Origin of the sequence: Aggregatimonas sangjinii, assembly GCF_005943945.1 — a bacterium.
Taxonomy (GTDB): Bacteria; Bacteroidota; Bacteroidia; order Flavobacteriales; family Flavobacteriaceae; genus Pelagihabitans; species Pelagihabitans sangjinii.
On the sequence record NZ_CP040710.1, the window covers coordinates 3,855,896 to 3,880,126 of the forward strand.

Annotated in this window: 23 protein-coding genes; 11 read left to right on the forward strand and 12 right to left on the reverse strand. The window is 41.7% G+C overall.

From position 1 onward, the window contains the following. Nucleotides 1–27: 27 nt before the first annotated feature. On the reverse strand, nucleotides 28–357 hold the full coding sequence (locus tag FGM00_RS16165; RefSeq protein ID WP_138853905.1) for a winged helix-turn-helix transcriptional regulator: 330 nt from the start codon (nucleotides 355–357) through the stop codon (nucleotides 28–30). Nucleotides 358–477: 120 nt separating this feature from the next. Between FGM00_RS16165 and FGM00_RS16170 the strand changes: the two genes are divergently transcribed. Further along, nucleotides 478–1,359, forward strand: a complete 882-nt coding sequence (locus FGM00_RS16170; RefSeq protein WP_138853906.1) for an SDR family oxidoreductase — start codon at nucleotides 478–480, stop codon at nucleotides 1,357–1,359. A 394-nt stretch (nucleotides 1,360–1,753) separates the two neighbouring features. On the opposite strand, the gene FGM00_RS16175 is transcribed toward FGM00_RS16170, so the two are convergent. From FGM00_RS16175 to FGM00_RS16190, 4 genes are read right to left on the reverse strand one after another with little or no spacing between them, the layout of a single operon-like run. Further along, nucleotides 1,754–3,331 carry a hypothetical protein gene (locus FGM00_RS16175; RefSeq protein WP_138853907.1) on the reverse strand — a complete coding sequence of 526 codons (1,578 nt, stop codon included), beginning with the start codon at nucleotides 3,329–3,331 and terminating at the stop codon, nucleotides 1,754–1,756. Nucleotides 3,332–3,353: 22 nt separating this feature from the next. After that, nucleotides 3,354–4,136: an enoyl-CoA hydratase/isomerase family protein gene (locus FGM00_RS16180; RefSeq protein ID WP_138853908.1), complete on the reverse strand. Its 783-nt coding sequence runs from the start codon at nucleotides 4,134–4,136 to the stop codon at nucleotides 3,354–3,356. Nucleotides 4,137–4,146: 10 nt separating this feature from the next. Beyond that, nucleotides 4,147–5,070 (reverse strand): PhzF family phenazine biosynthesis protein, encoded by a 924-nt coding sequence (locus tag FGM00_RS16185; RefSeq protein WP_138853909.1) that lies wholly within the window; start codon nucleotides 5,068–5,070, stop codon nucleotides 4,147–4,149. Further along, nucleotides 5,071–6,495: a sensor histidine kinase gene (locus FGM00_RS16190; protein ID WP_138854737.1), complete on the reverse strand. Its 1,425-nt coding sequence runs from the start codon at nucleotides 6,493–6,495 to the stop codon at nucleotides 5,071–5,073. A gap of 210 nt (nucleotides 6,496–6,705) precedes the next feature. On the opposite strand from FGM00_RS16190, the gene FGM00_RS16195 reads away from it, so the two are divergent. From FGM00_RS16195 to FGM00_RS16205, 3 genes are all read left to right on the forward strand, one after another. Then, entirely contained in the window at nucleotides 6,706–7,290 is a 585-nt protein-coding gene (locus FGM00_RS16195) for a HupE/UreJ family protein (RefSeq protein WP_138853910.1), read from the forward strand. Between the two features lie 125 nt (nucleotides 7,291–7,415). Beyond that, nucleotides 7,416–7,856 carry a deoxycytidylate deaminase gene (locus FGM00_RS16200; RefSeq protein WP_138853911.1) on the forward strand — a complete coding sequence of 147 codons (441 nt, stop codon included), beginning with the start codon at nucleotides 7,416–7,418 and terminating at the stop codon, nucleotides 7,854–7,856. Further along, nucleotides 7,853–9,478 (forward strand): S41 family peptidase, encoded by a 1,626-nt coding sequence (locus tag FGM00_RS16205; protein ID WP_138853912.1) that lies wholly within the window; start codon nucleotides 7,853–7,855, stop codon nucleotides 9,476–9,478. Before FGM00_RS16200 ends, FGM00_RS16205 begins: the two co-directional genes overlap by 4 nt. Nucleotides 9,479–9,535: 57 nt before the next feature. Here the strand turns inward: FGM00_RS16205 and FGM00_RS16210 are convergent, their stop codons facing one another. Next, nucleotides 9,536–9,739 carry a hypothetical protein gene (locus FGM00_RS16210; RefSeq protein ID WP_138853913.1) on the reverse strand — a complete coding sequence of 68 codons (204 nt, stop codon included), beginning with the start codon at nucleotides 9,737–9,739 and terminating at the stop codon, nucleotides 9,536–9,538. Between the two features lie 17 nt (nucleotides 9,740–9,756). Beyond that, nucleotides 9,757–10,344, reverse strand: a complete 588-nt coding sequence (locus FGM00_RS16215; RefSeq protein WP_138853914.1) for a MarC family protein — start codon at nucleotides 10,342–10,344, stop codon at nucleotides 9,757–9,759. Nucleotides 10,345–10,466: 122 nt separating this feature from the next. Between FGM00_RS16215 and FGM00_RS16220 the strand changes: the two genes are divergently transcribed. Next, nucleotides 10,467–11,036 carry a DUF3109 family protein gene (locus FGM00_RS16220; RefSeq protein ID WP_138853915.1) on the forward strand — a complete coding sequence of 190 codons (570 nt, stop codon included), beginning with the start codon at nucleotides 10,467–10,469 and terminating at the stop codon, nucleotides 11,034–11,036. Here the strand turns inward: FGM00_RS16220 and FGM00_RS16225 are convergent. Together FGM00_RS16225 and FGM00_RS16230 are read right to left on the reverse strand one after the other, a co-directional pair. Next, entirely contained in the window at nucleotides 11,029–12,999 is a 1,971-nt protein-coding gene (locus tag FGM00_RS16225) for a tetratricopeptide repeat protein (protein WP_138853916.1), read from the reverse strand. The genes FGM00_RS16220 and FGM00_RS16225 overlap by 8 nt on opposite strands. Before the next feature lie 8 nt (nucleotides 13,000–13,007). After that, nucleotides 13,008–13,742, reverse strand: a complete 735-nt coding sequence (locus tag FGM00_RS16230; RefSeq protein ID WP_138853917.1) for a LytR/AlgR family response regulator transcription factor — start codon at nucleotides 13,740–13,742, stop codon at nucleotides 13,008–13,010. 674 nt (nucleotides 13,743–14,416) lie between these two features. Between FGM00_RS16230 and FGM00_RS19845 the strand changes: the two genes are divergently transcribed. Beyond that, nucleotides 14,417–14,572: a hypothetical protein gene (locus FGM00_RS19845; RefSeq protein WP_175416253.1), complete on the forward strand. Its 156-nt coding sequence runs from the start codon at nucleotides 14,417–14,419 to the stop codon at nucleotides 14,570–14,572. A 788-nt stretch (nucleotides 14,573–15,360) separates the two neighbouring features. Here FGM00_RS19845 and FGM00_RS16235 read toward each other — a convergent pair. After that, complete coding sequence (locus tag FGM00_RS16235) at nucleotides 15,361–16,194, reverse strand: helix-turn-helix domain-containing protein (protein WP_138853918.1); 834 nt, start codon at nucleotides 16,192–16,194, stop codon at nucleotides 15,361–15,363. A 268-nt stretch (nucleotides 16,195–16,462) separates the two neighbouring features. Here FGM00_RS16235 and FGM00_RS16240 point away from each other — a divergent pair, with 268 nt between their 5' ends. Both FGM00_RS16240 and FGM00_RS16245 read left to right on the forward strand, forming a co-directional pair. Continuing rightward, nucleotides 16,463–17,116 (forward strand): hypothetical protein, encoded by a 654-nt coding sequence (locus FGM00_RS16240; protein WP_138853919.1) that lies wholly within the window; start codon nucleotides 16,463–16,465, stop codon nucleotides 17,114–17,116. Nucleotides 17,117–17,253: 137 nt separating this feature from the next. Beyond that, nucleotides 17,254–19,995, forward strand: a complete 2,742-nt coding sequence (locus tag FGM00_RS16245) for a CHAT domain-containing protein (protein WP_175416254.1) — start codon at nucleotides 17,254–17,256, stop codon at nucleotides 19,993–19,995. On the opposite strand, the gene FGM00_RS16250 is transcribed toward FGM00_RS16245, so the two are convergent. Then, the gene (locus FGM00_RS16250) at nucleotides 19,992–20,720 is read right to left on the reverse strand and encodes a tetratricopeptide repeat protein (protein ID WP_138853921.1); all 729 of its coding nucleotides are present in this window, start codon (nucleotides 20,718–20,720) and stop codon (nucleotides 19,992–19,994) included. The genes FGM00_RS16245 and FGM00_RS16250 overlap by 4 nt on opposite strands. Further along, nucleotides 20,713–21,270 (reverse strand): RNA polymerase sigma factor, encoded by a 558-nt coding sequence (locus FGM00_RS16255; RefSeq protein ID WP_138853922.1) that lies wholly within the window; start codon nucleotides 21,268–21,270, stop codon nucleotides 20,713–20,715. The genes FGM00_RS16250 and FGM00_RS16255 overlap by 8 nt, the downstream gene beginning before the upstream one ends. 116 nt (nucleotides 21,271–21,386) lie before the next feature. On the opposite strand from FGM00_RS16255, the gene FGM00_RS16260 reads away from it, so the two are divergent. The 3 genes from FGM00_RS16260 to FGM00_RS16270 all read left to right on the forward strand — a co-directional run bounded on the left by FGM00_RS16260 (nucleotide 21,387) and on the right by FGM00_RS16270 (nucleotide 24,111). After that, nucleotides 21,387–21,977, forward strand: coding sequence for a hypothetical protein (locus FGM00_RS16260; protein ID WP_138853923.1), 591 nt, complete (start codon nucleotides 21,387–21,389; stop codon nucleotides 21,975–21,977). A 141-nt stretch (nucleotides 21,978–22,118) separates the two neighbouring features. Then, nucleotides 22,119–22,697: a collagen-like protein gene (locus FGM00_RS16265; protein ID WP_138853924.1), complete on the forward strand. Its 579-nt coding sequence runs from the start codon at nucleotides 22,119–22,121 to the stop codon at nucleotides 22,695–22,697. Between the two features lie 130 nt (nucleotides 22,698–22,827). After that, complete coding sequence (locus FGM00_RS16270; RefSeq protein WP_138853925.1) at nucleotides 22,828–24,111, forward strand: OmpA family protein; 1,284 nt, start codon at nucleotides 22,828–22,830, stop codon at nucleotides 24,109–24,111. Nucleotides 24,112–24,231: the final 120 nt, after the last annotated feature.

The following is a 24,231-nucleotide window of genomic DNA, read 5'->3' on the forward strand; positions in this document are numbered from 1 at the left end:
TGAGACAACTATAGCTTACGAACATTGTTAGCTGTTGTTATTCATCATTTCAGTTCCAAACGACTTGATTTGGTCAATAATCGGTAATACCGATTTCCCATTTTCCGTCAATGAGTATTCCACTTTGGGCGGAATCTCTCTGTAGGCTTTTCGAGTTAAAATGCCAAAATGCACAAGTGATTTTAGTTCTTGGATGAGCATTTTTTCGCTTATTTCCGGAATTAATCGCTTCAGTTCTCCGAAGCGTCTTTTCTCAAGTCCGATTTCCTTTAGTATCAACAGGCTCCATTTCCCACCAATTATTCCTAGTGCGTGGCTAACAGGACACTCAGAATTTTTTCTTTCACTTTTTTTCATCGCTATCAAACTGGTTTTCAATAATAGTTACTTATTCGTAAGTACCCTACTTTTTAGTAGGTACTTGCTTAAAGTTGGGTAAAGGTATAGTTTCGTCATTGAATTTTAAAATCAAATATTATGTCTAAGAATATCTTCGTGCTGGGCGCCACGGGTTTTCAAGGTTCGGCAATCGCCGAACAATTAGCTTCAAACGGTCATAGCGTAAGAACATTGGTGTCAGATACCGATAATGTCGGTTTATCCGACGGAATTAAATCGCTTTCAGGTGATTTGGGCCACATAGCTTCCATAATAGAGGCTTTGGAAAAGGTTGATATAGCTGTCTACACTTTTCCCTTGATTTTTGATATGGACAAGGCTAAATACTTCACCCAAAACTTTATTGATGCGGCAAAAGCTCAAAATGTCCGCTTTATAATTTTCAATTCGAGTTTTGACATTCCTCAAAGTAGAACGGGTCTTTTAGGCTTGGATATCAAGTATGAAATAAAGAGACTGTTCGATAATTCAGAACTCAAGGTACTTACACTGATGCCCGATATCTATTTGAACAATCTCGCTGCTCCTTGGTCAATTCCCTTGGTAGTTGAAAAGAATATTTTGCCCTATCCGATTAAATCGGACAAAAGAGTTCCCTGGATTAGCCATCGTGATTTGGCTCATTTTGTCGCTGCCGCTGTGGAGAAACCAGAACTTGTAGGACAAAATCTGCCGATTGGTGGAACACTATTGTCAGGGGAAGAAATAGCAGCGTCCATTTCGGAATATTTGGGCCAAGAAATCAATTTCATCAGTTTAAAACCTGATGATTTTGAGAAGCAACTAATTCACACTTTTGGCGAGTTGAATGCAAAAGAGATTTCCAACCTGTATCGATACGTAGAAAAAGAAAACGAAACTTTGGTAGGAAAAAATTTTTCCAGAACACAAGACCTTCTGGGTGTTAAGCCTTCCTCTGTAAAAGAATGGGTCAGATCGGTGAACTGGTCGGTTTCCTGAAAAAACAACTAAAATAGGTGTTATCACCATAGGCTTACAATACTCCAAATATTATGGGAAGAACGGCTACGTAGTTCATATAAACTTATGTGGATGAATCAGCAAAATTTCAAATAAATGGGAGCGCAAAAAAAGCGTCGCGTAAACCCAACGATTTTCGGGACACTTTCAAATTCGACATCATTTAATTATTCCCTTCATGAATTACCTTTTTAAAACTAACCCTCATACTAAAAGAATGTAAACAATTTTAAATATCATTTATTTTGTAGAATGCCCGTAGTATATTGAGGGAAAAAGAACTCCTCTACTCATAGGTCGCATACTCTAAAATGTCGCCTATACACCCAACACCTCGGACACTTTTCGATGCATAAGAAGGGAATCAAAAGGATTATTTACTATCCGTTGCAGAAGCAGCGCTGTTGAGGGTTACGCTTACCAATTGTTTTTTGTTACCGCGCTTGGCATAAAACAGCAAGTGATCGGTCTTTTTATGAATCAATGGCCTAGACACCATTATTGGAAGTCGTACTTCCTTATCATCAATCAATTTTTGGTAGGAAAGACTTCCCTCCGAGTCTACTTTGATGACGAACATGTTCGGGTTTCTGCTGTAGCCTTGCCTAAATGCAATCCGGTTCTTACTGATTTTCTGCGGATGCTCCCCTGAGTTGATAAAGAAATACATATCGTTGTCCTTTCCATAGGCCGTGTACGAGGCATAGGCCTCATCGCCGCGGGTAACTTCCGTTTTGTTAATGTTTCGCGCCCAAACCATATCGCCGTTACTGTTTAATTTGGCGCATACAATATCATTATAGTGGTAATTTTCAACAGCTTTGGTAGCTCCTGCTCCAATATCTTTCCCGGTGGTGACAAAATACTCCTCGGCACTAAAGATGATTCCATTATCCGGCGTAATATGAACATCCTTAAAAATAAGATTCTTCAATTCGGCATCGACCTCGCGGCCAAACTTGTCGATCATGAATTGTTCGGAAAAAGCGTTGTACTTTTTGGATCGGACCGCTAAGCTTTTGGCATCAAGCTTAAAATGTACCAATCCGTTGTACCGATTATCTTTTCTATCGGCATAGAAACCGACCACCGTCAGCGTATCATTGACCAGTACCGGTTTTAGCGATTCCGAAAATTTCCCGGCCTCATGAAACTCTTGGATGGTATGGTCGTTCGCATTTACCCGCACCAACTCATATTGATACCTGCGTTCTCCAGCCTCGAACCTTCTTTTCTTAAAAAAGGCCTTCCCCATAAAATATACCGTTTTAAAATCCTTTGAGATCTCGATATTTTCGAAGGCATAATTTTTCTCCGTTATCTGGTCCGAAAAATCGTAGGTAAGGTGTTTGGTCAAATCGGTTCCGAACAAATGCATGTGATATTTTTCCTTTTTTCCCTCACGGTGGTGCACCGTAATCGCAAAAGCGTTCTGCTCGTCATTAAAAAAGGTTGCGGTCGAGAAGCCATTACCAAAATTGCGATTGTATTTATTTACAGCCAACGGATTAAACACTTCTTTGGATGGAATACGTAAAATAGTACGTTCGGTAAATCGAAACTCGTCGATCGGGCTTTGATGCACCTTATATTCGTAAGCCTCCCCGTCTACATTGTAAATCAACTCCAACAAATACAATTGGCCGTTTCGAACAAAACCTTCGACCATATGCTTACCGGCATACTTGTAATTAAAGTCGCGCAACAAATTCATTTCAGCATCGTAGACCTCAATAAAATGGCCTTTGGGACGCAATGGCATACCGCCATAATACGTGCGCACCAAAACAGTCTGTTCTTTGGCATCGCTATTAATGGAAAGTACGGTCGAATATTTGTGCCGGTCGGAATAACTCTCTCCTAAAGTATAAGAAATTGGCATTTCCTGAGCCTTTCCGATAGAAAATGCAAAAAGAAGGCACACAAGGGCCACGCTCTTTTGAAGTGTCATAAGTAGGTTTTTTTCGAGTTTGCTATTTGCCTGGGAAATCGGCCTTCCGCTTTTCCAGAAAAGCAGTAGTGCCTTCCACAAAATCGGCCGTTCCGAAGCAGGCGCCAAAAGCTTTTATTTCGGCGGCATACCCATTACTATCTTCTTTAAAACCAGCATTTACCGCTTTTATTGCATGACCGATGGCTATCGGCGAATTATTCGATATCCTGCCTGCCAGTTTTTCACAAAGGGATTGCAATTCTTCCTGCGGCACCACATGGTTTACCAGGCCGTAACGCAACGCACTTTCCGCATCGATCATCCCCGCGGTCATGATCATTTCCATAGCGCGGCCTTTGCCGACCAATTGCGGAAGCCGTTGTGTACCGCCATACCCGGGAATTACACCAAGTGAAACTTCGGGAAGCCCCATTTTGGCATTAGCGCTCGCCACTCGAAAATGGCAGGCCATCGCCAGTTCGAGACCACCACCAAGGGCGAACCCGTTTATCGCTGCAATAACGGGCGTCGAGAGGTTTTCGACGAAATCGAACAAGAGTTTTTGACCCTTAGCGGCCAGTTTACCCCCTTCTTTCTCCGAAAAATCGGCAAACTCGGAAATATCGGCACCGGCCACAAAAGCTTTTTCCCCACTTCCCGTGAGGATAATGACTTTTACCTCGCCATCTTCATCAAGGTCTTTGAAGGCTTCGTGAAGTTCTTGAATGGTTTCCCTATTCAAAGCGTTCAGTTTGCTCGGGCGATTAATAGTGATGGTGGCCAACTGTTGTGTTTGTTCGATCAGGATGTTGTTGTAATTCATATGTTGATTTTTATGCGACGTACCACGTACCCTCCGAAATGGGAACTACTTGCCCGCCTACGTTGATTATATATTCGTTATTATGTATTGTACCATCTAAATATAAAATGGATTTACGCCCCATCCCATAGCCTTGCTCCACGATTACGGATTGCGATTTACCTGTATATTTAAGAAGATATGCCAACAAGCATCCATTGGCACTACCCGTAGCCGCGTCTTCGCAAATTTTACCGTTTTCCAAAGCGAACATTCGGGTATGATAGTCTTTGTTGGCATCTACGGTTTCCGGAGTGACCAAGAAAATGGATGTGCTGAGTCCGGTTATACTGTTACTCTTGTGCATTTGGTTATTCAGTAGGAACTCGATTACCTTTTGCTCGTTGAAATGCAGCTGCCTCATCGATTTCAAATCCTTTAAAAAAATCAATAGGTAGGGCAGGCCGGTGTCTACTTCCTGTATCTGCATCTTCGCGTCCAGACTATCGAGAGGAATGCCGAGTCCCGAGGCAATTTCAGTGGCTGAAAAGGTCGCTCCAAAAATTGGCTGTGCCTGTTGCATGGTAAAGCGACTGTCATCCAGTTTTTTAGGCGAACTGATTCGAATCGGTATCACAGTTTTTTGCAACCGTAAGTGCAAACTTCCTTTTACAGTGGCCATCAAATGTCTCGCAATAACATAGGTACTTCCCAAGCACGGATGGCCCGCGAAAGGCACTTCGTATACTGGCGTGAAAATTCGAACCGCAAAAGTATCTTCGTCTTCGCAAGAACGGATAAAGGCACTTTCGGCAAAATTGATTTCCCGTGTCATAGCGAGCATTTGTTCGGCGCTTAAGGTTCTTTTCAAATCGACGAAAACCGCAAGCTGATTGCCTGCATATTTTTCCTCGGCAAATACATCAACGATAAAGTATTTGATATTTTCAGCCACTTATACCGATTTCAAACGAAATTCTTTAGGAAAATTTACCGTAAATACGGTGCCCCTGCCCTCTTGAGAGGTGAATTCAATACTGCCTTTGTAATTCTCTACGATTGCTTTTACCATTCCCAACCCTAGTCCCATTCCGCTACTTTTGGTCGTGAATTTAGGTTCAAAAACACGGTCTTTTAAATCATCATCAATACCAGTACCGTTATCGGCAACCGCTATTTTCACATAATCCCCGTCGGAATAGACCGAAACCAAAATACGTGGCGATTCCACTTCCGGGACCGCCTGTATGGCATTCTTCACCAAATTGGTCACCACACGGATCAGTTGCGTACGATCTAATTTTGCGATGATCGCATCTTCCTCGGCAATAAAATGAATGTACTCTTCCGTAAAGATATCCAAGGCCAACTTGACAATTTTGATTACATCGAGTGTTTCATTTTGTTGGGCGGGCATTTCGGCAAAATTCGAAAAAGCCGAGGCGATATTGCTCATTGTATCGATTTGTTGGATCAAAGTATTGGAATACTCCTGCATTTTCTTTTTGGCGTCGGGGTCTGTGGGGTCGAATTTACGTTCGAAACTCTGCACACTCAATCGCATGGGCGTCAGCGGATTTTTAATTTCATGTGCGACTTGTTTGGCCATTTCACGCCAAGCCTGCTCGCGTTCGCTACGGGCCAGTTTCACCGCACTTTGCTCAAGCTCCTCGATCATAGCGTTATACGAGGTAACCAGTTTTTCGATTTCGTCGCTAGGGTTTTCGATCAGTATTTTCTGGTTGTGTTTGGTCAGGTCGGTACGGGCCATCATATCGGTAATCGTCTGTAGCGACCGTGTGATGTATTTCGAAATAAAATAAGCCAGCCCTATCGCCAAGAGCAGCATCACCACATAAACGCCACTTAAGCGAATCAGAAATTCCCGTAATTCCTTATCGTTAAAAGAATTGTCCTCAACATAGGGGAGATTCAATATACCGATTGGTTTGAACTTGCCATCCACGATATAGGTATAAGAGGCCTGGTATTTATCTCCAATAGCCGCGTTCTTTTGTACATAACGCTTGTCGCCACTGGCGTTCAGTCCGTTCAGGACGCTGCTATCTAAGCAATTCGCAATGGTATCTGTCTCGAATTTCGGTCTTGACGTTTTGATCAACTGACCTTCTAAATCATAGATGTTGAAATTTATATTTTGTACGTCGGCAATTTCATAAATTTCATCCTGGAAGATATAGCCCAGATTTTCGGTCGTCGGTGGAAAAGTAGTCTCGCGCAGGGTGTACTGTATGCTCTGCTTGATCTGCTCTTCTTTTCGTTCTAAGCGCTCGTTGTGATAATCACGTGTCTGTTCGCGGTATTGATATACGGTGATGCCCGCTATAAGGACCGAGGAAATCAACACCAGGAGAATCATGGCGATAAAGATGCGCGACCGTAGGGAATGGGTTTTGAACAAGAGCTAATGGTTTTAAAGGTTAAAGATACCAAAATTGACATCGAGTCGAGAACAGGTTGTTTTACGAATGGTATTGAAATATCCAGCATTATTTCCAAACAACCCATTTATCCAACCAAGAATCAAGCCAATTTTCGATGTATATTTAGGGCATGAACTCCTATTAAGATGGAAGATTTTTTCTTTTACGTAAAACTGGGCCTACAACATGTACTGGACTTTTCCGCCTATGACCACATTTTGTTCCTGGCGGCGCTCGCCATCCCGTTTACCTTTATAAAATGGAATCCCGTATTGGTGCTCGCGACTATTTTCACATTTACCCATTGCCTTGCCTTGGGGTTATCTGTGTATGAAGTGCTCGTCATGGACGTTGCCCTCGTTGAGTTTCTGATTCCGGTGACGATACTCCTGACGGCGCTATTCAATATCATCTACCAGCGTTCACCAGATGGGAAAAAATCCATTTTGTTGCATGGTATCGCAACGGCATTTTTCGGGTTGATACACGGATTTGGTTTCAGCAACTATTTTAAGATGTTAATGGCCGGGGAGGAAGACAAACTGATGCCCTTACTCGCTTTTGCTACGGGCATTGAAATCTCGCAGCTTATCATCGTGCTTGGCATATTGGCCCTTGCGTACGTACTTCAGTCGGTTTTAAGGGTAAAACAACCCATTTTTGTGGTAGTGGGGTCGCTAGTGGTTATCTTGTTGACCTTACCGGTTTTGATTGCTACTTTCCCCACCTAAAGGCAAGTTTCAACGCTGAACTTTTCACTTAAAATTAACCAATGGGGGTTGCGGGGCGATCGTAAAGCAGGTATCTTAGTTCTTTCGCAGCAATCGCTATTTTTTAATGGCAATCTCGCCTATAAATGACAAAAAAGAAACAGGAAAAATATGATAGGGCCTATTTGCGTATGGCCGCCGAATGGGGAAAACTGTCCTACTGTGAACGGAAACAAGTCGGAGCCATTATCGTAAAGGAACGGATGATCATCTCCGACGGCTATAATGGCACGCCTACGGGATTCGAAAATTTTTGTGAGGATGAAGATGGCTATACTAAATGGTATGTTCTGCATGCAGAGGCCAATGCCATCAGTAAGGTAGCGGCATCAACACAGTCGTGCGAAGGGGCTACGCTATACATTACGCTATCGCCTTGCCGGGAATGCAGTAAATTAATTCATCAATGTGGCATAAAACGTGTTGTATACCAAAACGCCTACAAAGATGATTCCGGGTTAAAGTTTTTGGGCAAGGCCGGAGTTGAATTGGTTCATCTTCCGATAATAGAAAGCATGGTACAATGAAAAAGAAATACGCCTACATCATACCCACCTTACTGGCAGCCGCACTGGCACTAGGTATTTTCGTTGGCGGAAAACTTCATTTTAACGACACCCCCGAAAAGCTATTTACAACAAACTCCAAAAAGGATAAGCTGAATCGCTTAATCGACTATATCGATTACGAATATGTAGATGAAATCGATACCGATAGTATCGTCGACGTTACAGTGAACAACATACTTGAAAAGCTAGACCCGCATTCGGTTTACATCCCTAAGCAGGAAATGAGCAAAGTGTCCGAAAGCATGAAGGGCGATTTTGTGGGTATTGGGGTTACTTTTTACACCTATCGTGACAGTATTGCGGTCATAAAGACCATTGCCGATGGGCCAAGTGCCAAAAAAGGTATCATGGCGGGCGATCGTATTTTGGCCGCGGGCAAGGATACCCTCTTTGGGAAAGACCTGAACAATACCGATATCGTGGGCAAGCTCAAAGGCAAAAAAGGAAGTTCGGTACGCTTGCAAGTATATCGTAAAAGTGAAGACCGCCATTTTGCAACTACCGTAAAACGGGATATTGTGCCTATTAAAAGTGTCATCTCGACCTTTATGTTGACCGACGATATCGGGTATATCAAAGTGGATCGTTTTGCCGAATCCACCTTTGTCGAGTTCAAGAGGGCCTTGTCCGCATTGCAAAAACAAGGAGCCCAAAAATTGGCACTGGATCTCAGGGATAATCCCGGAGGATATTTGGGTATCGCCGAAAAAATGGCCGACGAATTTTTGACCGACGGCAAATTAATATTGTTCACAAAAAATAAAAAAGGGCAGGTCAACGAAGTGTACGCGACCAAAAAAGGAAGCTTTGAAGGGAAGCCTGTTTACGTATTGATCAACGAGCGGTCGGCTTCGGCAAGCGAAATTATTGCCGGCGCGCTTCAGGACAACGACATCGGAACCATCGTAGGCCGACGTTCTTTTGGAAAAGGTCTCGTGCAACGCGAAATGGAACTTGGTGATGGATCCGCAGTTCGTCTGACGGTATCGCGATACTACACCCCGACAGGGCGTTCAATTCAAAAATCCTATAAAAAAGGCAACAAGGATTATTATAAAAAATTCGTGGAGCGGTACCGCAACGGAGAGCTGGCTTCGGTTGATAGCATTAAGGTCGCCGACTCGCTAAAATTCACCACCCCAAAGGGTAAGATCGTTTATGGCGGGGGCGGTATCATACCCGACGAGTTCGTGCCCATCGGCAGCAATGAGGAGGAGTTTATTGATGTATTGGACAGCCAAGGTGTTATCTCCTACTTTATTTTCGGGCATTTGGATAGCGACCGGGAACGGTACGCCGAATACAGCCGTGCAGAATTTTTAAACGACTTTACGGTAGACGATATTCTCTTTGAACAATTCGCGGCCTACTGTGTGCAACAGAACTACAGCCTGGACTATTACGAATATGAGGCCCGAATTAAAATGTATTTAAAAGCAACGCTGGCCGAACAACTTTTTGACACCAATGCCTACGCGAAAATAAAGAGCGATGGAGACAATATGCTTCAGAAAGTGAAGGAATTGGATGATCCGTCCTCAATCCCATTTGCTATCGAAAACGAGGAAATGCAGCGCTAGCAAAGCTAGTTTATCCGATTTATATCTAGCGCTTTCCCATAACATTTTCCCTTCCGTTTACTCATCGTTCATCCTGCGCTGTATCTTTTTTGAAGTGATATAAATCAGCAATAACACAATAGCGCAGAGCGATGCCACAATACCGATAAGCGCTACGGTGCTATCACCCTCGAACAGGTTTTCAAAATTCAACATCGTTACATTGTAAGCGATCAAGGCAAGGGCCAATACGATTAAAATAATGCTTATCGTTTTACTCATTTTTTGAGTCTTTAAAATTACAATCCTCCCATAAGACCGTTGATATTGGCGGCGAATAGCTTTACCGCAATGGCCAGTAAAATAACACCGAAGACCTTTCGGATGACACTGACTCCATTTTTACCCAATATTTTTTCTATCCGTACGGAGGACTTCAATACAAGATATACAAAGATAATGTTCAAAATGATGGCTACAATGATATTTTCAACCGCATATTCGGACCGAAGTGAAAGTAACGAGGTAAGTGTACCTGCACCGGCAATCAATGGGAAGGCAATAGGAACGACCGAAGCACTTTCCGGCTCGTCATCTTTGTACAGAGTGATGCCCAGAATCATTTCGATCGCCAGAAAAAAGATGATAAAAGCGCCGGCCACGGCGAAAGAGTTGACATCGATACCGATCAATTTTAGAATCTCCTCACCCAAAAAAAGGAACGCGACCATAAGGCATGCCGCCACGATCGATGCCTTTTCAGATTGAATATGGCCCGTTTTATTACGCAAGCCGATGATTATGGGAATACTGCCCAAAATATCGATTACCGCAAAAAGAACCATGGTGGCCGTAGCAATCTCCCGAACATTGAAATTAAATGTCATCCGTTTTCAAATTTTGCGCAAAATTACGCTTAAGTACAGGTTTTCACACCATATAAACGACGAAATACCATTGCCATTAACAGCTCTTAAAAAAGTATCTTTGTATGCCAAATCACAGTCTTATGTTCCAACTTGGAAAAACCATTGTCTCCGAAGAGATCATAGAAAACGATTTTGTCTGTAACCTTTCGGCATGCAAAGGTGCCTGCTGTATCGATGGCAATGCCGGAGCGCCCCTTGAGGATAAGGAAACCGAGATTTTGGTAGATATCTTCGCCGATATAAAACCGTTTTTACGCCCGGAGGGCATTGCGGTAATAGAGGATCAAGGTGCTTTTGTTAAAGGGGATGACGGCGAATGGGAAACCCCATTGGTCAACAATAGCGAATGCGCCTATGTTACCTTCTCGGAAAACGGAACCGCCAAGTGCGGCATTGAGGAAGCGTATAACCAAGGTGCGATACAATGGAAAAAACCGGTATCGTGCCACATGTATCCCGTTCGGGTTCGGGAATATTCGCAGTTAACAGCGGTCAATTATCACAAATGGCACATCTGCGACCCTGCCTGTAGTCTGGGTGTCGAGTTAAAAGTTCCGATATATAAGTTCGTAAAGGAGGCCTTGGTCCGTAAATTCGGGGAAGCGTGGTACGCCGAGCTTGAGCAGGTCGCCAAAGAACATCTTAAATAGTAGGAATAACAAGTACTACCTTTGTGCCCGTCGCCTTCCCCTTATCATCGAAAAGATCGATCATCTCCAAAGAATAGGGGTTTCTAAATTCTTTTGAAAAATTAGCCAATCGTTCCTTGGTAATATCGATACCGACCGATTTTCTTTTGAGCACTTTGCTTTCCTTTATCTTTTCCGCAGCCGCCCGGCCTATACCGTTGTCGGTAATGGTGATGGCAATGGAATCTTCTTCGGTCTTTCCGACATGAAGGTCGATTTTCTTTTCTCCTTGCTTTGAGGATAAACCATGCCATAGCGCGTTTTCCAAAAAAGGCTGTAGGATAAGGGAAGGTATTTTGATGAGATGCGGATCAACCCCATCAGCCACCGTAATCTTAAAATTGATTTCGTTGGAAAAGCGAATGTCCTCTATGTTCATATATAGTTCTACAGTTTCAAGCTCCTCGGCAAGCGCGATTTCCTTTACAGAAGAAGCTTCGAGAATTTTTCGTACCAGTTTCGAAAATTTGTTCAGATAGTGTACGGCATTCTTTTGTTCGTTGTTAATGATGTACAGTTTGATGGAATTAAGCGAATTGAATAGGAAATGTGGATTCATCTGACTGCGCAGCATATCCTGTTCCAGGGTAATTACCTTTTTTTCGTTTTTTAGCTGAAATTGCCGGTACAATACGTAAAAAATACCTGCCATCAATGCCAGAACGATACCACTGATCCATAAAGTAATCTGATTTTGGCGAAGTCTTAGTTTGGCGATTTCATTTTGTTTTTCAAGCACCTCGATCTTACTGTTCTTTTTCTCGTAATCGTAATAATAGATTACATCGTCTACATACCGTAGATTTCTTTCGGTGGAAATCACATCTTTAAAATGCGCGTTGGATTTATAGTACTCCAACGCTTTTTTATAATTGCCCTTGGCAACGAACAATTCCGACAAGAACTTGTCTGCCTCCTCTAGTTCGGCGAGAAGATTGTACTGCGCGGCAATTTCCCGTCCCTTGAGCAGGTGTTCCTCAGCTATTTTGTATCTCCCGAGATGGGTCAAAGTCCACCCCATATTAATGTGCACCGAAGAAATGATTTTCTTATCGTCCAACCGAACTGCCACGGGCAATGCGGACTCTAGAAGATGCAGGGCTTCTTTCTCTTTGTTCTGGTGAACGAAAACATGGGCAATACTGTAATTACAGATCACCCTACCCCTATCCGAATCGATTTTCTCGTTATAGGACAAGGACGTTTGTAAATTCTCCAAGGCCTTCTCAAGCCTTCCTTGCGCTTCGTAGCAAACACCTATATTTTGGTAGTTGATCGCCAAACCCAGGTTATTATCAAGCTCCTTGTCCAACACTATCGATTTCTCGAAACGCTCGATGGCCAAGTCGTACTGCTCCAGCATCATATAAATGTTGGCGATATTGTTCGAGGAAACATTCATGCTGCGCTTAATGCCTTCAGAAGGCTTCGCTATGGTTTCGGCAAGCGCAAGGGCTTGTTGGCTGTAGTCTAGGGATGATTTTATCGCATCTGTTTTTCGGTAAACCACACTGATCATGTTCAGGCTATATACTTCGAACTCCACATTTTTGGCAGCTTCGGCAACGGTAAGGGCCTTACGATGCAAATCCAGGCTTTTGGCAAAATCGGAAATATTACGGTATTTTCTGCCCAGTTGGTTCAAAGCGTATGTTTGCCCGTCGAGGTACTTTTTTTCGGCGGCCCTCGCCTCGAAAAAGTTCATGAACACCGTATCGCTACGTACGGGTCTTAGCACTGCATCGAGTTCTTTATATGTTTTCGGACCTGCCTCGATCAGACTGTCGACCGTCTTTTTGAAATCATCGGAAATACTAACGGATTGAGCGGTAACCTGATTCGAAGCAAATATGAGGTACAGCAATGCGAAGGACGAAAGTACCTTAAAGAAACCCTCGTAACCGTATTTTAGGGATTTCAGCATAAAACGGTCTAGAGCATATCTAGAAAATCGGATTTTTTCTGTCTACTAACTGGAATCTTATGACCTGTTTTGAGCACTACGTACCCATCGGTCTTTAGAAACTCCTTGACCTTATGAAGATTGATGATATAGGAATTGTGTATTCTGAAAAAAGAATCCGCAGGAAGTAGCTCGTTAACTTCCTTCAGTTTTTTCGTAAGCACGATTTTACCACCTTCCGATAAATATACAGTACTGTAGTTACCATCCGATTCTGCGTAGATGATTTCATCGCTTTCTAAAAACAGAAGCTTTCCATCCGTATTGATGGTTATTTTCTTGTTGATCGTATTTGAATTAAAATTCACCAAGATTTTTTCCAAACGTTCAGCGGAAAAATTTTTGGCATTGAACTTCTTGATTTTCTTTATCGTATCCTCCAGGTCGTCGGTATCTATGGGTTTCAACAAATAATCGATTGCCTCGTTCTTCAAGGCCTTTATCGCATACTGGTTGTATGCGGTGGTAATGACTACTGGAAAATTTTTGTTCGTGAGTTTTTGAATAAACTGAAAACCATCCATAGTTGGCATCTCAATATCCAAAAAAAGACAATCAGGGGTATTCACCGCTAAATAGTCCAATGCCTCTAAAGGATTTGTAAAAGAAGCGCCCACATGAATTTCATCACTAAAATTAGTGAGTTCCCACGTAAGGCCTTGTAACGCTTTTATCTCATCATCAACCAATACTGCCTCAATCATAATTTCTATTTTTCTTATCAATTAAAGTAGTTAAAAATACCATTAGACACGGGCTTTTTTCAAGAATTTGTATTGTTGGTCATAAATCGATTATGACCAACATAAATTTGCTGAAGAATGGCCTTTCAATAATTTTGCACCATCCAATAAGATTCTGCACGAATTCATTCAAAGACCTTTTATGCGATAAACTACGCTTGCAAATTGCTTCAACATGGAGAATTTGTGCATAAATTTTGCATTCTACAGTGCTCGTTATCGCAGAAGAAATTAAAAAATAGGAAGTCTAGTCTATTGCACAACTGTCCCAAAAGACATCCCAGATACTATCGAGAAAGGCATTTCCTATCACCTGGTCTGTATGATTATAGCCGCTGCCGATTCTGATCGGAAATAGTTGATACTCCTAAAACTTGAAACCACAATTCGATCTTAGCCCTACTGACGTACCGAAGAACTAGCGAAACCGAAATTCACCGACCAAAAAATCACCGTTTACCTTTAAATATTTGAATCCAAAGTCATTTACACAAAAAAAAACACCGTTTATACACTCTTAACATGAAAACCATACCGATCACGATATATTAGCTCCCGCGATACCAATCTTGCGTTTTTAGTTCCCCAGCGCTACCGAATAATACCGTAACCAAGGAGAATAAAAAGCGACTATCATGAAAAAATGTATTATAATGTTCATTTTTTTACTTTGTACCATTTTATTGGCTATCATAACCGAAAGAGGGCCGGAGATTCAAGTTGATGAAATGTTACTGGCCAATGACGATGTTTCCGAAGAACTACTAACAATCAATAAGCTTGGCAAGTAAGGTAATTTAGGGTTATCGACTAGCGATGTTACGTTTTATACTTAAATTTTTTACTGTATACTTTTGATTTTTAGTGATTTATTAGGTGAAATTTTGTATGTTTACAGGCGATTTCCCCGAGTAATTTCTTATACACACATATTTTTTATAAGCTATACCAAACCAAGCTTGCATTTTTGTGTTTAAAAAGTAATGATTTTTTTGGGTTTTTCAACCCATAATATATTTATGAAACTGCCAATCCAATAGGTACGACTCAAGGAACGTGTTAAAAAAATACGAAAGGTCCTTGGACTGTCCGTCTAATGGAATTGTCATTACACAAGCAATATTAACCAACTTGTTGGTTATTGTTGTGCTCGGTTATAGGTTTCGGGGGAACTACCTAGATCAGCATTTGATGACAGTGTTAATTCATTGGGGGTCGTACGGCTTGGCGGTATCATGTATAAGAAAAATAGGTTAGAACGCGTTTCTAGCTTTTTTTATGCTTTTTTTACACGTTCCGCATGAATCGGTTTGTAATTTGTTTTTCACTTCTCGCAATTACCCCAATTCGTATTCCGATAGTTTCTTGATTCAGTAAATAAGTTCTTTCTAGCCGGTAATTCGCGATGTGTATCTTGTGGTACCCCATAATTTTCAAAGGCATAGTAGCTATAAATCTATTATGGCCGCTTTGTAAGCTTCGTACTGACAACTACAATTTCACACTATAAAATCGAGATTTCTGAAAATAAAGCCAAACACTTTTCAAATCTATGGAGTTAAGCTATAACGTTCTGGCTCTAAGCTTTTCTACCTAAATAGGACGCTACATAGGCATGTTTCCCCTTAAGAAAATGGGTCGGACTCTCCCCGATCATTTGGCGGAATTCATTCACGAAATGGGCTTGGTCGTAGTAGCCGCAGTCCAAAGCCAAACGATGAATTTCAGCTGTATTCGACGTTTTCAAAAGTTCGAATATCGTGTTCAACTGAATCACTTTACAAAAGTATTTTGGGGAAACGCCTATAATTTCCTTGAATTTGCGCCTATAATGTCGAACACCCACGCCACTATTTTCTGCCAACATGGTTTGGCTTACTTTTCCATTTTTTGAAAATATCTCTTCTAGGGAATCATCCAACCAAGGGATAGGTGGGAGTCGATTTTTTGCCAATTCCCGAATTAGCTCCAATAGTATGGGCAATCGATCTTCTGGACTGGAACATCGTTCAAGCTCTTTAAATATTTCTGGGAAGGCTATCGGCGTAACGGCATCAAAATTTTGACACTTATTTGAAAAGAAAGTACCTGTTCTATGAAAAAGGTAATACGTAGCTGTCGGGTGTAATACAAAACCAATCTGCCCGAAAACCCCGTCGATTTCAACCTCGATATCAGCGTTTGATATCTGTCCATTTATGGTAAGTCTTTTATTTCTTGGGGTCTTTTCGCCGCGAACATACACCAAAGGTATATCATTAAAAATACTAACGAGTAATGGAAAACCAATGGGATGTACTGGGAATTTAACGTTGATCTTAGTGTCTGATTCCCCATAAATGGACGCAATTACGAATTGCTTCAAATTTTCTGGAATCGGGTAGTTCAACTCCTTCGCATAATTTTTTATCATATCGTTCCGCAATCAAAAGAATGCCCATGTCCGAATTTTACAATGATTTGCATTTCCTAAAACATAGTTTTAACTCAAGTTAACCAATTTCTCCCCCAATTTAACATTTACCAATTTCAACCGATTCTTGGCCGGTCATACACGAATCGTAGCTTCCTATACATTTATCGTTGAAATACGGGACTTTGAACTTACTTTTAAAAAATTCACAAAAGGCCATGTTTACTTTTAAATCGACTGAACACTAATATTATATAAACTATAAATTATGAAAACAATGAACTATGCACTACTACTATCATTTCTCTTTTTCGGAATAGGATGTTCAAACCAAGAAGATTTCAAGACCGAAGAACTTAGTGCAACTGAGTCACGAGCTAGAGAAACCCAAGAACCGCAGCTCTTATCAGAGCCACTACTTCATCAGGTTTACCTGGAGGAAGAATTGTCCTATTTAAATTGTCAAGAAGAAAACCTGCTTATCGACTTAGATAATGGCGTGCCCGGAGCTGAAGAAGCACTTGAAGAAAATAGGCAACTAACCGAGTTGAATCATAGGTACTCAGAATTTTTGGATGAATTGATTTCTGCAGGACGTCTTTGTCGTCCAGGCGTCAAATGTCCTAAACCGAAACCAAATCCTTGTGGCGACGAAAGAGGTTGTATTTCAAATTGTCCCATTCTTATATACGATTTTTCCAATATCATTTCGATCACGTCAAAAATTGATGTTAGTGTCGTTAATGGCGGTGGAGAAGTTTGCGGTGGCATAGGAGAAATAGAGCAGATTGACGAAAACCTTTATGAGGCCTCTTTCGAAACGGATGAATGTTGTGATGGCTTCTTGCAAGTCACCAAAGAATTTGAAGCAGCGCCCCAAGGTAAAATTTCCTATCGGATACCCATTACATGTAATCATTAGAATTCAAAATTAGTAACTTAAGCCTCTGGATGTCTATTCAGGGGCTTTTTATGATGAGAAATTGTGCTATACTCGCCGTTTTCCTATTTTGCTCTTCGCCGTATGTTCGCTGTCAAACGAGCGCACTTGAAGAGGAAATGACCGACTATTTTTGGAAAGGAGCGGATGTAATGTATTCCAAAAAGGATAGTGCTTATTTTTATTTGAACAAAGCGGAAGAAATTGCGTTGAGTCTAAATGATCCGGAAGCTTATTTAGATATTTTAACCTACCAGCTTAGCGCAAGTAGCTATCATTTTGATCTTACCACATCTGCACAGACCCTTGCAAAAACCGATTCGCTGCTTTCTCTTGAAGGTATCAAGGAAAAGGTAGCCGATTACCGTGATTATCATAATGATTACCAAATAAATCAGGGCAATTATTACTACAAGCTCGGGATTTTCGAAACCGCTAAAAACTATTTTCTTCAAAGTCGACAACAGTATACTTCAAAACCGATTACCTCCCTCACCGATGACGAGGCGACCACTTTGTTCAGCATTAATAACTTTCTGGGATCGATTTACAAACGCTTGGGCAAATACGACATTTCCGAAAAATACTATTTGAACAATCGGGCACTCATCGAACAGCACCCCTTTCTGCTTAAAAACAAAGTAGCTTTTCTGACTAATGTAAATCAATTGCTAGCCCAAGTGTATGTAGAGCTTGAACAACCGATAAAAGCTAACGCATTATTTAAGAGCGGTGTCGAAGTTTATAAAAAGTTCTACAAAAGAGATAAAAAGTTCAAAAACAACCTCGTTAATGTCTACCAGCATATTGCCCAAAATAATATGGCATTAGATAGTTTGCAAATGGCCCTAAAATATATTGATGAGAGTCAAGACTATTTGCTACCGGAAGACCCTTTTTTCAAACAATCCCTTCTACTATACGGGGATATTTATTCAGCGCAAGGCAAAGAAAGAATCGCTTTAGAGCAATATCAGAAAGCTCTGGAAATCTTTAAAGAGTACCGCCATAACAAACCGCACCAAGATATCGCTGAAGTACATGGCAAACTAGCCGAATTCTACCTTAAGGTAAATGATTACGAACAGGGTCTTCTAGCAATAAACGATGCCCTTCGGGCATCAGGAAGAGTTCAGAATATTGAAAATCCAGAACCGGATAAAGTTTTTTCAAAGCGACAATTATTGCGGTTGTTGGATGTAAAAGCGCAACTACAACACTTAGGATATCAAAAAACGAACGACCTTGTTTATTTAGATGCTGCAATGCATTCGAACAAAGCATTATTGAAAACCTTTGCAATGCTTAAAAAGGAATTCGACAGTAAGCTTGATAAGCAATTCTTGTCTAGCAGCGCGTACCCTATTTTTCGTCGTATGTTGGCAACTACTTATGAAGCCTATCGGCTCAAACCATCGCGTGAGATTATGGAGCTGGCCTTAAATATCTCGGAAAAAAATAAGGATTTTCTCCTTTTGGAAGCGCTCAGAAATTCCAGTGCCACACAATATGGTGAAATACCAAAGCAGTTGCTAGATCAGGAGGCCCAGTACAGGGCCCAAATCACCCATTTTGAAAAACAAGAATTCGATGATAAAGATGAGGACGGGGTGTATTCCCTAAAATTGTTCACACTTCAACAAGAATATTATAATTTCTTGGATTCATTGAAGCAAAACTATCCCAAGTACCATAATCTAAAGTATGGCGATGTACCCATTAATTTAACAGAGATCCGAAGAGTACTGTTAAAAAATAACGATGTATTGATTTCCTATACCATGTCGGATAAAATGCTCTATGCCATAGTCGTAGGGGAGTCTGGAGAAGAATTTTTAAGCCTTCCCTTTTCTGAAGCCGATAGAGAAGAGGTTCGCAGATTCTACAGCCTACTTTCCACTGCCTCCGTAAACGACAACACGGGTATAATTGTCGAAATGGGCAAAACCCTTTTTGCAAAAATCCTAAAAGAACCATTGTCCCATCTAAAAAGTAAAAACCTCGTTATCATCCCTGATGACGTACTGCACTACCTTCCTTTTGATTTGCTTCAAAATGAAAATGAATATGTGTTGCAGCAAAAAAATATCAGTTATGGCAATGCCGTTTCCTCTTTGTTGGAACTTCATAAAATGCGGAATACAGGCATTCGTGAAGTGCTTGCCTTTGCTCCAAGCTTTGACGGAACGCTTGTAGAGAATACCGAAAGACAGTTTGGCAAACTGATCTATAACGACGATGAAGTAGAGGGAATAGGCGACTTTTACAAGGTCGGTGTATTTACCGACACAAGTGCTACGCTTCATAACTTTATGACCAAAGCCGCGGAGTACGGAATGATTCATTTAGCAACACACGCCTCGGCTAATGACGAGTTTCCCGACTATTCTTATATGGCTTTCACTGCGCATTCCGATAAAGACAATGTTCTCTATATCAAAGACCTTTACAATACTTCCCTCAATGCCGATATGGTTACCCTAAGCGCCTGCCAAACGGGAATCGGGAAATTACAGAAAGGCCAGGGTATGATGAGTCTTTCCAAAGGGTTTTACTATGCCGGGGCAAAATCACTGGTCAATACGCTGTGGAAAATAAACGATAAAAGTACGGTGCCCTTGATGGCATTTTTCTACGAAGGGTTAAGCGAAGGCAAATCGAAAAGCGAAGCGCTACGTCATGCCAAACTTAGATATTTAGAGACGATCGATGACGATTTGTTAAAACACCCCTATTATTGGGCCGCTTTTACGGTTTCGGGAAACGTGGCGCCCTTAGAGGACAAAACAAACAAATGGTGGTGGCTGTCTTTGCTACCCATAATCGCTTTTGGGGCATGGTTGCTGAAAAGTAAACATTAGTTCAGCTGCGCCAACAATTCTTCGGCAGCTTTGGTTTTAAAAGTACCCAATTCGATCAATTTGCCCAGTTGCTCCTTACACGCCTCAATTTCGCCTAGTTTAAGATGGGACAAGGCCAAGTACCACAACCCACGGTCGGCCAGTTGCCCTTTGTTATCGATATAATTTTTGAGAAGCGGAATCGCCTTGGCAGGTTGGCCAAGCTGCATTCGTAGATTGGCCTCGTAAAAATCAATATAGGGTTCATTCTGTTCATTCTTCAATCGGGAAAAAAGTTCCAGAGCTTTCGTATATTCCTCATTTTCGTATGCCGTAAACGCCATAGTTCTCAAATCCTCTATTTCGTTACCACGCTCAATCGGGCTCACCACATTGTCATAGGGTGCAAAATTAGCGGCGTACAATTGTTCGGTATCGATAGCCGAATTATTGAAAAAGAAAATCCAGGAGGCCAGGCCAACGACCAAGGCGACCGATGCAGCGGCAAGCCAGGTGCGCATTTGAAAAACTTTGGTTTCGGGCGTCTCCTTTACTGAAGAAATCTCGGAAAACATCTCCTTCAACTCCTGTCGCTCCCCTTTTTTAAGTGATTTTTGAAGCGCTATTTCAAATTCGAAATCCTTTGCGAATTCTGTATCGGTCTCGCGCAAAAGCGCAAGCCTTTCTAACTGCTCTTTGGTCAGGACACCTTCAAAATAGCCGTTTATCAGTTCCTCTTTATCCATTGTTCTTACCTATTAATTGTCGTAGTGATCGCAGACAACGGGATTTTTGACTTTTCGTCACATCTTTACTCTCATATCCCTGCACATCGGTAATCTCGTCTAATTTCATTCCTTTTAAATAGAATAGTTCCAGTATTTCCCGGCACTTTTCACCTAATTTTTTAAAATTGGCGACCAGTTTGGCCTGGTAATCGCTCAGTCCGTCATCTTCATATACATCTTCGATCACGGTCTGCTCATAACGATCGAAAATATAGGTTTCCTCTGTCGGCACCTCTCTTTTAGCCTTGCGAAAATGCTTGAAGAGCATAAACTTTCCGATACCGAACAAATATGTTTTTACAGTGCTTTTCAAAGCATCCAACTTTCCCGCTTGCGCGTTTTCGTAAAGTACGATCAGGGCATCTTGAAAAATATCCTCGAGCACGCCGTTATCGGCATTGTACCGCGACATAAACTTTAAGAACTCGGTCTTGTACCCGATGTAAACGGTTTTCAGGGCATTTCGGTCGCGCTTTTTTAACTGCGCAATTAGTTGCTCATCGTTCATTAATGCGGTTTTTTTTAAGAAGTAAACACAAGATAAGTTAAAATTTCAAGTAGGGTAATGTTTACTTTTTGAGAAAGTGATCACCAATGGTCATATAATTCTTAAATAATCGGAAAATGAAAAATTTTATGAAAGTATGGTTATTTCTACTCGTAATGACCCTTGTAGCATGTACTACGGATGATGAACCAGAGCAACGCGATCTTAGCGGCATAGGTTTTATAGTTACCGATGACGGTTTCAATTTTAAACTTACCTATCCCGATGGCACGGTAGTCACGGAAAAAAGCAGTTCGGTTTTTGGCGTATTTTTCAATTCCCTGCTCGACAGCGATTATTCGATAGGCCTTCATGGCGGAAACGATAACCTTCGCTTTGATTTCAAATATAGTATCCCCAAAACCGTGTCTTGGGAGAATGAAATAAACGGGCAACATACCTTACGCACGCAACGGCTGACCTTACAGCAAACAGGTAACCTACAAAAACTGGAAACTGAGTTTTGGTTTGATTCAAGAGGGGATGATGATGAGTTTGACCCCTATACGAACGCCACAGGAACCATAACCACAAAATCCGATGTATTGGTCGACAATGTGAGCATTGGCATCGTGGTAGAAGTTGATATTTTTATCGTCAATACCAATGGAGAGCGGATTAAAGTCGAAGGGCTTTTCTGGAAAAAGAACGCTGCCATCATCAGCTGAAAAAAATAATCGAATTAAAAAACCGCTATCACTTTACACTAAGGAGTAACGGTTTTTCTTGTTCCTTGACTTTTTCTTTCAGGCATGTTTACTTTTTGAAGGATGGGGTACAAATGGCTGTATAATCCTTAAAATAGAAAAATGGAAGATTTGAAACGCAAAATAAGTTATGTAATCGTAGTTATAACATGTACTGCCTTAGTTTGTTGCTCAAAAGGCGAAGATGGTGCAATCGGTCCTACCGGACCCGCAGGTCAGGACGGGCTAGACGGTAGCGACGGTGTTGATGGTCAGAACGGAAATGCCAACGTCATAGCCTCGCCCTGGTTTTTATTCGATCATTCGGAATGGAATTTTGAAAATAACGGCACTTCCGGAATTGCGGTAAAAGAAGTTCCTGAAATGACACAAGAGGTTAAGAATGGTGCTGCTATTCTTTTATACGTGAAAGTAGGTGTTGGTTTAGGTGGCCTATTAAGACAACTGCCGGCCGAAATAGATAATGTATGGAGCCATGAATATGAAATCTCCGACCTTGGGCAAATTCGTTTTTTCCTGAGCAGATCTGATAACAACATAATTACTGCTTTAGATACGATTTTAATCTCTTATAGATATATTATTATACCAGCGGGCGTTACGACGACCAGCAAATCTACTGTAGATTTCCAAAAAATGGCCTACGAGGAAGTTATGGACCATTTTAGCCTAATCCAATAGTATAAAATTGTTTTGAGTTAGTTTGAGGAAAAACCTGATAACAGCACTGTTATCGGGTTTTTTGCTTTTGGTGTTTACCTTTTAAAACTCTTGGTACTAATGGTCGTAACACAATTCAAAACAAAGTATCATGAAAACAAGAACATTATTCATTGCCTTGGCATTCCTCTTTATAGGAAGTACCACACAGGCCCAATTCTTCAAAAAATTGGGTAAAAGCGCAGAAAAGGCCGCCGAGCGTGCCGTGACCAGAAAAACCGAACAAAAAGTCAGCAAAGAAACCGAAAAAGCTATGGACACTATTCTAGGCAACGGCAAAAAGAAAAAGAAAACAAAAAAGAACAAGAACCAAGAGGTGGCCAAAAACGAGGGGCCAGTCAATAGCCCCAGTGAAACAAATACCCATGAACAACCTGAAATAACCGATGCCCCCGAAGCCAAAACATGGTCTAAATACAATTTCGTACCCGGTGACAAAATCATTTTCGATGACGATTTGGGCGGCGAGGAAAACGGAGAGTTTCCTTCTCGGTGGGACCTCTCGCAAGGAAATGCCGAAAACGCTAAAAAAGGTGCGGAAAACATCATTCGTATGGAAAACAAGACTATCATCAATCCTTTGATGGACAAGGAAAATTACCTTCCCGAGGTCTTTACTATTGAATTCGATGCCTATTTCAACGAAGGGTACGCTAGCTGGCAATCATATGACATCCGCTTTTGGCAAGGCAACAATTACAAAAGCCAGGGGGAAGACGTCTTTCATCCGGTCAAAGTATATAAAGACGGGGCGACCACCCATACACGTATCGCGAACAATCCTAAAAAATACGACGCCCATAGCGAAACCGTGGGCGAAAAATCGGGCTGGAAACATATTGCCATCTCGTTCAACAAACGCAGCCTTAAGGTTTTTGTGGACGACTACCGCGCCCTGAACATTCCCAACTATGGGTACAAGCCGCAACTCTTCAGCATCGGAGCGGCACAGCACGATCCGGACGGAAAAACCATGGCCATCAAAAATATTCGCGTAGCCGAAGGTGGTAAAAAGTTGTACGACCGTATCATGGCCGATGGCAAGTTTGTGACCCGCGGTATACTCTTCGATGTGAATAAAGCTACCTTAAAACCGAGTTCGATGGGGGTGATCAACGAAGTCGCCAATATGATGCAAGAGCATCCCGATTTGAAGTTCCGTATTGAAGGACATACCGATAGCGATGGAGAAGATACTTTTAATCTTCAACTCTCCGAGCAACGAGCTGCCGCGGTAAAAGAAGCCTTGATAAATTCTGGGATCGATACTACAAAAATGACAATTAAGGGCATGGGCGAAAGTGTGCCGGTCTCAGACAATGCATCCCCGGAGGGAAAGGCCAACAATCGGAGGGTAGAGTTTGTCAAAATATAACCACCGAGACCTATCGAGAATATTAAAGTGATAATTCTAGAAATAAAAAATAAGAACACGAAGGTAATTCCCTCCTTGGGAGAGACTAGGGAACGACCTTGAAGGCGAACGATCGCCGAG

Excerpts from the sequence above, each read along its gene's own strand:
- FGM00_RS16210 (WP_138853913.1), bottom strand. The coding sequence starts at position 9,739 with ATGAGTAAAACGATAAGCATTATTTTAATCGTATTGGCCCTTGCCTTG.
- FGM00_RS16240 (WP_138853919.1), top strand. The coding sequence starts at position 16,463 with ATGAAAACAATGAACTATGCACTACTACTATCATTTCTCTTTTTCGGA.
- FGM00_RS16200 (WP_138853911.1), top strand. The coding sequence starts at position 7,416 with ATGACAAAAAAGAAACAGGAAAAATATGATAGGGCCTATTTGCGTATG.
- FGM00_RS16270 (WP_138853925.1), top strand. The coding sequence starts at position 22,828 with ATGAAAACAAGAACATTATTCATTGCCTTGGCATTCCTCTTTATAGGA.
- FGM00_RS16205 (WP_138853912.1), top strand. The coding sequence starts at position 7,853 with ATGAAAAAGAAATACGCCTACATCATACCCACCTTACTGGCAGCCGCA.
- FGM00_RS16215 (WP_138853914.1), bottom strand. The coding sequence starts at position 10,344 with ATGACATTTAATTTCAATGTTCGGGAGATTGCTACGGCCACCATGGTT.
- FGM00_RS16165 (WP_138853905.1), bottom strand. The coding sequence starts at position 357 with ATGAAAAAAAGTGAAAGAAAAAATTCTGAGTGTCCTGTTAGCCACGCA.
- FGM00_RS16225 (WP_138853916.1), bottom strand. The coding sequence starts at position 12,999 with ATGCTGAAATCCCTAAAATACGGTTACGAGGGTTTCTTTAAGGTACTT.
- FGM00_RS16265 (WP_138853924.1), top strand. The coding sequence starts at position 22,119 with ATGGAAGATTTGAAACGCAAAATAAGTTATGTAATCGTAGTTATAACA.
- FGM00_RS19845 (WP_175416253.1), top strand. The coding sequence starts at position 14,417 with ATGAAAAAATGTATTATAATGTTCATTTTTTTACTTTGTACCATTTTA.
- FGM00_RS16230 (WP_138853917.1), bottom strand. The coding sequence starts at position 13,742 with ATGATTGAGGCAGTATTGGTTGATGATGAGATAAAAGCGTTACAAGGC.
- FGM00_RS16235 (WP_138853918.1), bottom strand. The coding sequence starts at position 16,194 with ATGATAAAAAATTATGCGAAGGAGTTGAACTACCCGATTCCAGAAAAT.
- FGM00_RS16260 (WP_138853923.1), top strand. The coding sequence starts at position 21,387 with ATGAAAAATTTTATGAAAGTATGGTTATTTCTACTCGTAATGACCCTT.
- FGM00_RS16195 (WP_138853910.1), top strand. The coding sequence starts at position 6,706 with ATGGAAGATTTTTTCTTTTACGTAAAACTGGGCCTACAACATGTACTG.
- FGM00_RS16175 (WP_138853907.1), bottom strand. The coding sequence starts at position 3,331 with ATGACACTTCAAAAGAGCGTGGCCCTTGTGTGCCTTCTTTTTGCATTT.
- FGM00_RS16250 (WP_138853921.1), bottom strand. The coding sequence starts at position 20,720 with ATGGATAAAGAGGAACTGATAAACGGCTATTTTGAAGGTGTCCTGACC.
- FGM00_RS16245 (WP_175416254.1), top strand. The coding sequence starts at position 17,254 with ATGACCGACTATTTTTGGAAAGGAGCGGATGTAATGTATTCCAAAAAG.
- FGM00_RS16190 (WP_138854737.1), bottom strand. The coding sequence starts at position 6,495 with ATGATTCTCCTGGTGTTGATTTCCTCGGTCCTTATAGCGGGCATCACC.
- FGM00_RS16170 (WP_138853906.1), top strand. The coding sequence starts at position 478 with ATGTCTAAGAATATCTTCGTGCTGGGCGCCACGGGTTTTCAAGGTTCG.
- FGM00_RS16220 (WP_138853915.1), top strand. The coding sequence starts at position 10,467 with ATGTTCCAACTTGGAAAAACCATTGTCTCCGAAGAGATCATAGAAAAC.
- FGM00_RS16180 (WP_138853908.1), bottom strand. The coding sequence starts at position 4,136 with ATGAATTACAACAACATCCTGATCGAACAAACACAACAGTTGGCCACC.
- FGM00_RS16255 (WP_138853922.1), bottom strand. The coding sequence starts at position 21,270 with ATGAACGATGAGCAACTAATTGCGCAGTTAAAAAAGCGCGACCGAAAT.